The sequence below is a fragment of the Mucilaginibacter sp. R-33 genome, from assembly GCF_049949235.1.
GTDB lineage: Bacteria > Bacteroidota > Bacteroidia > Sphingobacteriales > Sphingobacteriaceae > Mucilaginibacter.
The window spans coordinates 201,989-213,949 of record NZ_CP188089.1 but is presented as its reverse complement, the minus strand read 5'-3'; the positions used below and the strand labels follow the sequence as shown (position 1 = coordinate 213,949).

Sequence of the window (11,961 nt, the reverse complement as noted above, 5' to 3'; positions counted from 1 at the left end):
TGCTTGTTACATTGTATATGAGCATGTTACAAAAAGATTAGAAAATCAATACAATTGTGCCGCCGATGATAAGCAGCGCGCCTATAGCGTTTTTTAAAGTTAAGGGTTCGCCGAGGAAAATAACAGAAAGCGCTATGGCCAAAGCAACGCTTAGTTTATCAACCGGGGCAACCTGGCTTACCTTGCCCAACTGCAGGGCGCGGAAATAACAGATCCACGAAAGGCCGGTTGCGCAGCCAGATAAGATGAGGAAAGTCCAGTTGGTTTTAGTAAGACTGCCGATACCGCCATGAGTCCCTTTAAAAAGCGCTATGGCCCAGGCCAGGATCAGGATTATGACGGTACGGATGGCCGTAGCAAGATCTGTATCAACTCCTTTAATCCCTATTTTGGCAAAAATGGCTGTAAGCGCCGCAAACAGTGCCGAAAGTAATGCGTAGATCCACCACATAATGATCAGATTTTGTATTTAACTTGCAACAAGCTAAGTGCAAATTTGCTTAGGCATTCTGTACAAAATCTGTGAGATAGCTGTCAGTCGTACTCAAAATCCAGAATCTGTACAAATTGGCGTTTTAACTTTATCAAAAAAACGTTTTGAAAATACTCATCATCGAAGACGAAGAAGGCCTGCGCGAAAGTATTGAAGAATATTTTACCGAAGCCGGTAACATTTGTGAAACCGCGGCCAGCTATGCAGCAGCGCTCGCTAAGGTTGAATTATACCGTTACGATTGCATCCTGCTGGATATCACCCTGCCCGGAGGTAATGGTATTGATATATTAAAAAAGCTTAAAGCCAATAATTATACCGACGGTGTGCTCATTATATCGGCCAAAAATTCGCTCGATGACCGCCTCCAGGGCCTTGACCTGGGTGCCGATGATTATCTGGTAAAACCCTTTCACCTGTCGGAATTGAAGGCAAGGGTATCTGCCATCATCAGGCGTAAAATGTTCAATGGCAGCAACGTGCTTAACTTTAACGAGCTCAGTATCGACCTGATGGCTAAAACCGTAGCTGTAAACGGCACCCCTGTAAAGTTTACCCGTAAAGAGTTTGCTTTGCTTATCTATTTCATATCCAACAAAGGCAAGGTAATTTCAAAAAACGCCATTGCCGAACATTTATGGGGCGATGGCATCGATCTGGCCAATAATTTCGACTTTATTTATTCGCACATCAAAAACATCCGCAAAAAAATAATGGAAGCAGGCGGTAAGGATTATATTTATGCAGCCTATGGTATGGGTTACAAATTTGCCGATCAATAATGAAGCTTTCGGAAAGGTATAACCAGGTAAATTTAATTGCCACTATCGTTATCATGCTGATAACGGGCGTTATTTATTACCAGGCTATCAGCCTCATCCTTACTAATCAAAAAGACAATTCACTTAAGGTTGAAGAGCAGGAAGTTTTTGATTATGTAAAGCTCAATCACCACCTGCCCCAGGTTTTTGCCTCGAAAGACCAGCAGATCACCTTTATTTCGGCCGAACCCAATTCTGTTAAACGCGAATTTTTTAACACTACTTATTACCGCGAAAAAGACGAGCCGGAATCTGGTCGCGGCCTGGTCAGTTCGGTAAAAGTTGGCGACAGGTATTATAAAATTCTGATAGTTGAATCGAAAGTAGAAACTGAAGACCTGATCCAGATCATCTTCGGCATTACCATTGGTGTTATCTTATTACTGCTGCTGGTGCTGGTCATTACAAACCGCCTTATCCTGGGCAGGCTTTGGCAGCCATTTTACAGTATCCTGAGCGAGTTGAAACTATTCAACGTTACCGACAGCCGCGAAATGCCATCTCCCAATACTACTATCGACGAGTTTAACGAACTCCAGGCCGAAGTTACCGCCATGGCCGAACGGGTAAAAAAAGACTACAAAGACCTTAAAACCTTTACCGAAAACGCCTCGCATGAGCTGCTTACCCCTATCGCTGTGATCAACTCCAAGTTGGACACCCTGATCCAGACAGAAAACTTTAGTGAGCATCAAAGCAAGTTACTCAATGATCTTTACAGCGCGGTATCGCGCCTGAGTAGGCTTAATCAATCGTTGTTATTATTGGTCAAGATTGAGAACAAACTACTGAACGATCGACAGCACCTGGATTTGCAGGAACTTATAGATGATTTGCTGTATCAATTGGAAGATATTTTCAACGACAAAGAAATAACAGTTATTTCAACAATTGGCGAAAAGGAAATTGATGCCAGCAATTACCTTATTGAGATATTGTTAAATAACCTCATCATCAACGCTGTTCGGCATAACCGAACTAACGGCGAGATCATCATCAGCCTCACAAGCCAAAATTTAACTATCAAAAACACCGGCGAGCAAGTAGCCTTGAATCCTGAAAATATCTTTACACGTTTTCATAAAGCATCCACATCCGAAGGCAGCGGCCTGGGGCTCACTATCTCCAAACAGATCTGCGAAAGTTTGGGTTATCAGCTGGTTTACAGTTACGAAGAGCCTTACCATATTTTCACGGTTAACTTTTAAATTTGTTACACTGCCCCTACCAATTTTTTCCAGAATTATCGTGTAGCTTAGCTATTATTTAACACAATACGCATTATTTTGACCATCCGGATAAAATGGGTTTTCGGCTTTTTATTTTGCCTGCTTAGTGCTGCTACACAGGCACAAACCTACAATCTTGAACATTACCTGGAGCTTGCCAAAAGCAACAGTCCGCTATTAAAGGACCTGCAAAACCAGGTTGCTTCAGGCCAATTCGACAGCCTCCGGATCAGGGCAGGTTACAGGCCACAGGTTAGCGCTAACAGTGCAGGACTTTATGCCCCGGTTGCCGGCGGCTATGGTTATGCGCCTGCTATAACCAACGAACATACACTCAATGCACTATTGGGTATTAATCAATCGCTGGATAGCAAAAAAAATATCGCCGCGCAGATAGATGCAGTTAAGCTGCAATCGCAATCGGTGCTCAATACCGCTAAAATCTCTGAACAGGATCTGAAAAAAGCAGTCACCGCGCAATACATCGCCGCATTTGGCAGCCTGCAACAGGTAAAATTTAACCAGGAAGTGATCACTCTGCTTAACCGGGAGGAAGCGCTGCTTAAAAAACTGACCCGCACCAATGTTTACCGCCAAAGCGATTACCTTACCTTTCTGGTTACCCTTAAGCAGCAGGAACTAACCCTGTCGCAGGCAAGGCTGCAATATAAAAATGACTATACTACACTTAACTATTTAACCGGCATTGCCGATACCAGCTATATTGAATTACAGGATCCCGGCATTCAGAAAACTATTCGGGCCGATATCAGCAACAGCATCTTTTTCAGCCAGTATAAAACGGACAGCCTTAAGCTGGTGAATAGCCGTTCATTAGTTGATTTCAGCTACAAGCCCAAGATCAACCTGTTGGCAGACGGTGGTTACAATTCCGATTTCCTGAGCGGCCCGGCCTACAAAAATTTCGGCGCCAGCATCGGCTTTAGCTTTACATTACCATTGTACGATGGAGGCCAGCGCAAGATCCAGTACCGTAAGCTTTCGTTAGAAGAGGATACCCGGCGCAGCTACAAAGCATTTTTTGATACCCAATACCGCCAGCAGATTGCACAGTTAAACCAGCAGATCGAGGGTTCCGAAAAGCTGTTAGCACAAATTGATGACCAGATGAAATATACCGAAAGCCTTGTAAAAGTTGATACCCAACTGCTGCAAACTGGCGATGTGCGGGTAGCCGACCTGGTGCTGGCGATTAACAATTACCTTGCTATAAAAAACCTTAAAACACAAACCAATATTAATAAGCTGCAACTTATTAATCAGCTCAATTACTGGAATAAATAACATGAAATTTAAACATATATACCTGTTTGCAGGCCTTTTAACCTTGCTGTATAGCTGCAAAGGCAATACCCAACCTGCAGATGATGCCGGCGAAGCAGAAACAGCCGCTCAAACGCCCGTAACCGTAACCTCAGTCGCCGATAGTGCTATGGTTGACTATATTGACCTTAGCGCTACCTCCGTTTTTCAGCAAAAAAATATTGTGAAGGCCAATGCTAACGGTTACATCCAAAAGGTGAACATCCTGCCAGGGCATTACGTAAATAAAGGCGAGTTTTTATTCAGCATAAAAACCAAGGAAGCACAGAGTATTGGCAACAGCATCAATGTGCTGGATACTACGTTTAAGTTTTCGGGAATTAATAAAATAAAAGCTGCCGGCAATGGCTACGTTACCCAGCTCAACCACCAGCAGGGCGATTATGTACAGGATGGTGAGCAGCTTGCCGTGATCAGCGATCGCTCAAGCTTTGTATTTGTGATGCAATTACCCTATGAACTGCGTAGCTATGTAAAAAACAACCAGACCGTACAACTTATACTTCCCGGCGGTGAAAAATTGACGGCACAGGTAAGTTCATCAATGCCTGCTGTTGATTCGTTGTCGCAAACCCAGGGCATTGTGCTTAAGGTAAACAGCGCCAATCCCATCCCTGAAAATTTGGTAGCTAAAGCGCGGATCATTAAGTCGATACGCCCGCATACGCTATCACTTCCAAAATCGGCCATACTAAGCAATGAAACACAAACGGAGTTTTGGGTAATGAAGCTGATCAATCCTACTACTGCGGTAAAAACCGCCATAACCAAAGGCATTGAAGCCGGCGGCAGGGTGGAAATTTTAACCCCCAAATTTTCGGCGAATGATAAAATAGTGGTTACAGGTAATTACGGACTGGCAGATACGGCTAAAGTGAAAATTGTAGAGTGATGAAGGAAAATCAGCGCAAAAATTACTTCATAACCCATCGCAAGCCTTTAGGCCTGGTGCTGGCCCTGATTATTATGGGCGGTTTGTTTGCTTATTCAAAACTGCAAACTTCGCTTTTTCCTGAAATCACTTTCCCAAAGATCAAAATCATTGCCGACGAGGGCCTGCAGCCGGTAAATAAAATGATGGTTACGGTTACCAAACCACTGGAAAATGCCATTAAGCAGGTGCCGGATCTGCAACTGGTACGCAGTACTACCAGCAGGGGAAGCTGTGAAATTTCGGCCCTGCTCAACTGGAATGCCGATATCGACCTGAGCCAGCAGCGTATCCAGTCGAGCATCGACCAGATCAAGAATGACCTTCCTGCCGATGTAAATATCAGCGTAGCCAAAATGAACCCTTCCATTTTACCGGTAAGCGGGTACACACTGGAAAGCCATAACCTGTCCCCTATCGAATTAAGGCAATTAGCTACTTACACTGTAAAACCATTCCTGTCGCAGGTTGATGGGGTATCGGAGATCAGGGTGATCGGCGGTAAATTAAAAGAATACTGGCTCACGCTCGATCAGCAAAAAATGACTTCGTTGGGGCTTACGCCTGATATTATCAGCAATACGCTTGCTACTACCAATTTTGTAAAATCAGAGGGTTACCTGTCTGATTATAAGCGCATGTACCTCACTGTTACTGATGCTACCATCAACGCCAAAGATCAGCTGGAAGACCTGGTGATCAGCAACAACCGTAAAAGGATAGTACGGCTCAAGGATTTTGCAAGCATCCAGGTTAACGAAGGGATTGAGTATACCCGCATCAACGCCAACGGGCACGATGGGGTACTGATAGCCGTAGTAAAGCAACCCAATGCCAACCTCATTTCGGTTAGTAATGATATGGCCGATAAGATTGACGCGCTGAAAAAACTACTCCCGCGGGGTGTAAGTATCCGGCCATATTATATTCAGGCCGATTTTGTGAACGACTCGGTTAGGAGCGTAAGCGACAGCCTTTGGGTAGGCTTGCTCCTGGCCATTATTGTGGCCGTGATCTTCTTAAGATCATTCAAGGCAAGCATCACCATATTAATTACCATCCCGGTTACACTCGGGCTTACCCTGCTTATCCTATACTGGCTTGGCTATACTTTTAATATCATGACGCTGGGTGCTATCGCAGCATCCATAGGGTTAATTATTGATGACGCCATTGTGGTGGTTGAACAGATCCATCGGGTACACGAAGAACACCCGGACGAGTTGAGCAGCCATTTGGTCCGCAAGGCTATTGATTATCTTTTCCCGGCCATGGTGGGCTCATCTATCAGTACCATCGTAATTTTTATTCCTTTTGTTTTGATGACGGGTGTGGCCGGGGCCTACTTCAAGGTTCTTACCGATACCATGATCATTACCCTGCTGAGTTCATTCTTTGTAACCTGGATCGGTTTACCGGTAATTTACCTGCTCGTAACGCGTAAGCCTAAATTAAATACAGCAAAAGCCAAGGCAGAAGAAATACACACAGTTAAGCAACAAAAGTGGGTAAGCTTCTTTATCCTGCGCCCTTATGTAAGCATTATTATTATTGCCGCATTGGCTGCCGTAATTGTGATTGTTCCCCCATTGCTGGAGACCGGCTTCCTGCCTGATATGGACGAAGGCGCCATCGTGCTCGACTATAAATCACCTCCGGGAACATCACTGGAAGAAACCGACCGGATGTTGCGCCAGATAGAAAAGCAGATCATAAAACACCCGGATGTAACTGCCTATTCGCGCCGCACGGGTACACAAATGGGCTTTTTTATTACAGAGCCTAATAGCGGCGATTATCTTATACAGCTAAAAAAAGATCGCACCAAAGGCACTGAAGAGGTGATTAGCGATTTGCGCAAAATGGTTGAAGAAACCCAACCCGCGCTGCAGGTTGAGTTTGGCCAGGTAATATCCGATATGCTTGGCGACCTCACCACATCGGCCGAGCCTATCGAGATCAAAGTATTTGGTGATAATCAGCAAACATTGCAAAACCTGTCAAGGCAGATAGCCGGGCTGGTTGAAAAAGTAAAAGGCACTGCCGATGTGCTGCCGGGTATTGTTATCGCCGGTCCTTCGGTAAGCATTCAACCTCATTACAGCAAAATCGCACAGTATGGAATTACCGCCGCCGATCTGCAAATGCAGATCCAAACCGCGCTGGAAGGTAATGTGATAGGCAGCTTACTGGAGAAAGAACAACTCTCACCCATTCGCATGGTTTACCCGGGTAACCGCTCGCTTAACGTGAATGATATCCATAACCTTCACATATTTTTACCCAACGGCAAACTCATCCCTATAACCGAACTCGCTTCGGTAGAGTTAAGACCCGGCGATGCCGAGATCAACCGCGAAAACCTGCAAAGCATGAACGTAGTAAGTGCCAGACTGGAAGGCAGCGACCTGGGTACCGTAATAACGGCCATTCAAAAAACAATCCATGATAACGTAAACCTGCCAACCGGCTATCATGTGGAATATGGTGGCGCTTACGCCCAACAGCAGCAGTCATTTAAAGAGTTGCTTATCATCCTCATAACTGCCTGTTTACTGGTTTTTGGTGTGATATTATTCCTGTTCAGGCAGTTCAGGATAGCGCTCCTCATTTTGGTGATTGGCATTTTAGGTATCGCCGGCAGCTTCCTGGCCTTATTTATTACCGGTACGCCGCTGAATGTGGGCAGCTATACAGGGTTGATCATGATTGTAGGCATTATTGGCGAAAATGCCATTTTCACCTTCCTGCAGTTTAAGGAAAGCACTATCGAAAATGAAAATAAAAACATTGACGCCGCTATAACCTTTGCCATCAGTACCCGTTTAAGACCAAAACTGATGACCGCTTTGGGGGCCATTATAGCCCTGTTGCCGCTTGCTTTAGGCATAGGTGCCGGCGCACAATTACATCAGCCACTGGCTATTGCGGTTATAGGTGGATTTTTAGCGGCGTTGCCATTACTGCTTATTGTTTTACCGGCAATGCTACGTATATTGTACCGCAAAGGGTTTACCACTCATTTAAATGAAATTAATGAAAGCCACCGCGGTTAACACAGCATTTTTACAGATTCGGGACTTAATTTCATGGCAATAAACACTCCCGAAAAATGAAAAAGCAAATTTTGGCCGTAGCCTTGCTCATAGCAGGTATAGCTCCTTTTAAACTAAACGCGCAAACCTATGTAGCCGATAAAACCATCGCGCTACCGGGTGATGGCGGTTACGATTACCTGGCTATAGACAAGATCAACCGCAACCTGTATGTATCGCATGGTACTGCTGTAAATGTTATTAACCTGGATACCGAAAAGCCGGTTGGCGTTATTGATAACATGAAAGGCGTTCACGGTATAGCCATTGTAAATAAACTTAATCGTGGTTTCATTAGTGATGGCAAGGCAAATGCGGTAGTAGTTTTCGATCTCAAAACATTTAAAACCATAACTACCATTGCCCTTACCGATGCTAATGGCCCGGATGCCATTATGTATGACCCCTACTCCGACCGGGTGTTTACCTTCAACGGCGAAAGCGATAATTCATCGGTAATTAACCCGGCAACACTGAAACAGGTTAGTACCATAGCACTTGGCGGCGGTCCTGAGTTTGCAGTATCGGACGGTAAAGGTAAAATCTACAATAACCTTGAAGATAAAAGCAGCCTGGATGTTATAGACAGCAAAAGCCTTAAGGTGATTAAAAACTACCCCCTTGCCCCCTGTGGTGGCCCGACGGGCTTAGCGCTTGATGCCGCTAATCAGAAATTGTTTACCGTTTGCCGTGAAAATAAAGGGGTAAGTGTTGTTGATATCAAAACAGGTAAAGTGACTGCTACCCCGCCTATTGGTGCCGGTGTTGACGCTGTAGTTTACGATCCTGAAACCAAGCTGATATTTTGCTCATGCGGCGATGGCACCACTACCATCATCAAACAAAAATCGGCTGATGAATATGAGGTGATCCAAACCTTAAAAACTGCCGAAAGGGCCCGCACGATGACACTTGACGCCAAAACCCACAAAATTTATTTAAGCGTTGCACAGTTTGAGCCCGGTACACGTAAAGCCATTCCAAATACTTTTAAGGTGCTTGTTTTTAAGCAAAACTAACGTAAATTGTATATAAAATTTATATGAAATGATCGTGAAGATTTTGTTTATTCCTAATATTACTAATTAATTTTTACAAAACAATGAACTTTTGTGTACGTTATCGTTATATTTAACGTTTTAACACTATATGATTAAAAAGACTGATTTTGTTTATTCCCAGGAGTCTGAACCTCATCGTATCCGCACAAAAAAAATCTTGAAGGAGTTTCCGCAACTGCGAAAGCTTATAGGCAAAAACCCAAAAACCATATGGGCCATTATTGGTTTAGTAGCTTTCCAGGTTGTTTTAGCCTGGTTTGTACGTGATCAATCATGGTGGATAGTTTTTGGAGCTGCCTATTTACTTGGCGCTTTTGCCGATCACGCATTGTTTGTAATGATCCACGAATGTACACACCAGCTGCTGTTTAAAAACCGTAACGCAAATCGCTGGGCATCCATGTTTGCCAATTTACCGCAGATATTGCCAAGCGCTATTTCATTCGAAAAATACCACATCAAACATCACTCCTTTCAAGGCGTTCATGAGCTTGATGCCGATTTGCCAAACCGCTGGGAAGCAAAACTGATCAGCAATTCATTTTTTGGTAAAGCAATCTGGCTGCTGTTTTTCCCGGTATTTCAATTGTTCCGTTTGTCACGTTTAAGGGAAATCCATCCTTTTGATGGCTGGATCCTGACAAACTGGTTATTACAGGCAGCATTTACAACTGCAATCGCTTACTTTATGGGCTGGCATGCAGTAGCGTTTTTGCTGTTAAGCTTTTCGTTTTCAGTTGGCCTGCACCCGCTGGGCGCCCGCTGGATCCAGGAACATTACCTTACCGTTACCGAAGAACAGGAAACATACAGCTATTATGGCAATTTTAACGCGGTAGCATTTAATGTGGGCTTCCACAACGAGCATCATGATTTTCCTTCTATCCCATGGAATAAACTTCCCGAGATCAGGAAAACTGCCCCGGAATATTACGATACATTATACTATCATACCTCATGGACCAAACTGTTTTTCCAGTTTTTGTTCGACAGGGAGATCTCGTTGTTTAACCGTATCCTGCGTAAAGACCGTGGCCGCGTAGCGCTAACAGATATTTCAAAACCGGATATTGACCTCACCAAGTCCGAAGCAACAAAGCCGGAGCTTATAGACGTTGAGAAATAATAAAACAAAAAGGGCCTTAAAAGGCCCTTTTTTGTTGGTAGCACCCGCTGCCGCAAGCGTCCCCGCTTGTGGCCCGCGTTTAGGTATACAACCTGATTAGCCTCTCGCATAGCTTAGCATGATACCCACAAGCGAGGACGCTTGCGGTAGCGATGGGAAATAATAAAATAAGAAAGGGCCTTGAAAAAGGCCTTTTTTTTGTTGGTAGCATATTGCCGCCCCACGCCCAAAACATTTCGCATTCACCCTTGCATCTCACCAACTAATTTCCGTATTTTGCTAATAAAATTAGCAAAATGAAATCTATAAGCGTTACTGATCAACTCGTAATCTTTAGTCGTTATATCGATCAGCAGATTATGATCATTAGTCTTTTAAACAATAGCGAAGTCAATATTGGCGTCCTTACCGGTGTAAAACATAATGCCATAGCAGTTAATATTGACGATGTAATACGCTGGATCCCGCTTTATGACAACTTCAGACTTTGCGAAATCAAACTGCTTTTAAAGCCCTTAAAAAAACTTACGCCTGATGTTGTTTCCGCAGCAAACGACCTGCCCGTAAAAGCGTTCATCACTCCATATTACCAGCAACAGGGCTATGATATGCCTGTTTTTATTAAACCCGGGCACCCCTGTAATTGTAAATATGTTCAGGAGCTGGAATTGGCCGATTACCGTACCCCTGCCGAAATATACAGGCAAAACGCCTTATTACATGCCTTTGAATCGGCATAAATGTTTCATGGTACGAATATTGTGCACCATTTGCCCTGTTTGTTACTTAATTTCATATAATCGTAACAAAATCAAATAATTAATGTCAACTTCATACTAATGCGCTTTATTTGCGTTATTGTTTGCAAGAAACAGAATGAGTCGATCAAAAAAATTAAATATACTAATACCCATTGTATCCCTGCTTTTCATGGGGGCCTTTGCCAAGCACAGGCTTTTTGACAGGCAGAATATTACAGGCACGCTGAATGATAAAGAGATGGATGAAACGTCGGGTATTGCGGCATCGTCTATTAGTCCCGATACCTACTATGTACATAACGATAGCGGCGATACCAGCCGTTTTTTTGCTATAACAGCCGAAGGCAAACTTAAATCAACCATTTATTTTAAGGGTGACAGCACTCAAAAGCTGGGTGTACAGGATTGTGAAGATATTGATGTTGGCCCCGGACCGGAAAAAGGTAAAAGTTACGTTTATCTTGGCGATATCGGCGATAATAATCAAAACAGGCCATATATTACAGTTTACCGCATGGCCGAAAAAAAATCATGGGCTACAGGTGATAAGGCTATTACAAACACACAAGCTGTACGGGCAGATTTTAAATATCCGGATGGCCCTAAAGATGCGGAGACGTTGATGATTGATCCGATAGGCAAACAATTGATCATTGTAAGCAAAAGAGGTGATACCGTTGCGGTTTACACCAGTCCGTTAAAATACCAGGCCAATACAACAACAGTATTAACCAAGCGCTGCAAATTGTTCTTCGCGGGTTTTAAACCTTTTAAATGGATCACAGCCGGCGATATCTCTAAAGATGGGCAGCAGATCCTGCTAAAAAGTTACGACAAAGTTTACTACTGGCGCCGCCAGCATAACGAACCCATATGGGAAACCATGGTACGTAAACCACGCGAGCTCGTATATAAAGTTGAAAAACAGGGCGAGGCGATAGGTTTTCAGCCCGATGGTAAAGGCTACTACACTACAAGTGAAGGAGTTTTTTCGCCGATATATCATTACGATGTGCCAAATTGATCTTTATAAAATCAGCTAATCAAATAAAAAGCGTCATTGCGAGGTACGAAGCAATCCCTAACTATACAGGGTGGCC

At 43.8% G+C, this 11,961-nt stretch carries 10 protein-coding genes; 9 read left to right on the top strand and 1 reads right to left on the bottom strand.

Annotation, left to right across the window (positions count from 1 at the left end; all coding sequences use genetic code 11):
* Positions 1-37: 37 nt before the first annotated feature.
* The gene (locus tag ACP26M_RS01035; protein WP_129571406.1) at positions 38-451 is read right to left on the bottom strand and encodes an EamA family transporter; all 414 of its coding nucleotides are present in this window, start codon (positions 449-451) and stop codon (positions 38-40) included.
* Positions 452-597: 146 nt separating this feature from the next.
* On the opposite strand from ACP26M_RS01035, the gene ACP26M_RS01030 reads away from it, so the two are divergent.
* From ACP26M_RS01030 to ACP26M_RS00990, 9 genes are all read left to right on the top strand, one after another.
* Positions 598-1,275, top strand: coding sequence for a response regulator transcription factor (locus ACP26M_RS01030; RefSeq protein WP_090528286.1), 678 nt, complete (start codon positions 598-600; stop codon positions 1,273-1,275).
* Positions 1,275-2,522 (top strand): sensor histidine kinase, encoded by a 1,248-nt coding sequence (locus tag ACP26M_RS01025; protein WP_426585367.1) that lies wholly within the window; start codon positions 1,275-1,277, stop codon positions 2,520-2,522. Before ACP26M_RS01030 ends, ACP26M_RS01025 begins: the two co-directional genes overlap by 1 nt.
* Before the next feature lie 78 nt (positions 2,523-2,600).
* Positions 2,601-3,848, top strand: coding sequence for a TolC family protein (locus ACP26M_RS01020; RefSeq protein ID WP_426585365.1), 1,248 nt, complete (start codon positions 2,601-2,603; stop codon positions 3,846-3,848).
* A gap of 1 nt (position 3,849) precedes the next feature.
* Positions 3,850-4,779, top strand: a complete 930-nt coding sequence (locus tag ACP26M_RS01015; protein ID WP_426585363.1) for an efflux RND transporter periplasmic adaptor subunit — start codon at positions 3,850-3,852, stop codon at positions 4,777-4,779.
* A complete protein-coding gene (locus ACP26M_RS01010; protein WP_426585361.1) occupies positions 4,779-7,874 on the top strand; it encodes an efflux RND transporter permease subunit in 3,096 nt (1,031 codons plus the stop codon). Before ACP26M_RS01015 ends, ACP26M_RS01010 begins: the two co-directional genes overlap by 1 nt.
* A 56-nt stretch (positions 7,875-7,930) precedes the next feature.
* Positions 7,931-8,932 (top strand): YncE family protein, encoded by a 1,002-nt coding sequence (locus tag ACP26M_RS01005; RefSeq protein ID WP_426585359.1) that lies wholly within the window; start codon positions 7,931-7,933, stop codon positions 8,930-8,932.
* Between the two features lie 130 nt (positions 8,933-9,062).
* On the top strand, positions 9,063-10,100 hold the full coding sequence (locus tag ACP26M_RS01000) for a fatty acid desaturase (protein WP_176628907.1): 1,038 nt from the start codon (positions 9,063-9,065) through the stop codon (positions 10,098-10,100).
* Positions 10,101-10,396: 296 nt separating this feature from the next.
* Positions 10,397-10,840 (top strand): hypothetical protein, encoded by a 444-nt coding sequence (locus tag ACP26M_RS00995; RefSeq protein ID WP_426585356.1) that lies wholly within the window; start codon positions 10,397-10,399, stop codon positions 10,838-10,840.
* Between the two features lie 136 nt (positions 10,841-10,976).
* Positions 10,977-11,885: a hypothetical protein gene (locus tag ACP26M_RS00990; protein ID WP_426585354.1), complete on the top strand. Its 909-nt coding sequence runs from the start codon at positions 10,977-10,979 to the stop codon at positions 11,883-11,885.
* Positions 11,886-11,961: the final 76 nt, after the last annotated feature.

Excerpts from the sequence above, each read along its gene's own strand:
- ACP26M_RS01035 (WP_129571406.1), bottom strand. The coding sequence starts at position 451 with ATGTGGTGGATCTACGCATTACTTTCGGCACTGTTTGCGGCGCTTACA.
- ACP26M_RS01025 (WP_426585367.1), top strand. The coding sequence starts at position 1,275 with ATGAAGCTTTCGGAAAGGTATAACCAGGTAAATTTAATTGCCACTATC.
- ACP26M_RS01015 (WP_426585363.1), top strand. The coding sequence starts at position 3,850 with ATGAAATTTAAACATATATACCTGTTTGCAGGCCTTTTAACCTTGCTG.
- ACP26M_RS01010 (WP_426585361.1), top strand. The coding sequence starts at position 4,779 with ATGAAGGAAAATCAGCGCAAAAATTACTTCATAACCCATCGCAAGCCT.
- ACP26M_RS01005 (WP_426585359.1), top strand. The coding sequence starts at position 7,931 with ATGAAAAAGCAAATTTTGGCCGTAGCCTTGCTCATAGCAGGTATAGCT.
- ACP26M_RS01000 (WP_176628907.1), top strand. The coding sequence starts at position 9,063 with ATGATTAAAAAGACTGATTTTGTTTATTCCCAGGAGTCTGAACCTCAT.
- ACP26M_RS00995 (WP_426585356.1), top strand. The coding sequence starts at position 10,397 with ATGAAATCTATAAGCGTTACTGATCAACTCGTAATCTTTAGTCGTTAT.
- ACP26M_RS00990 (WP_426585354.1), top strand. The coding sequence starts at position 10,977 with ATGAGTCGATCAAAAAAATTAAATATACTAATACCCATTGTATCCCTG.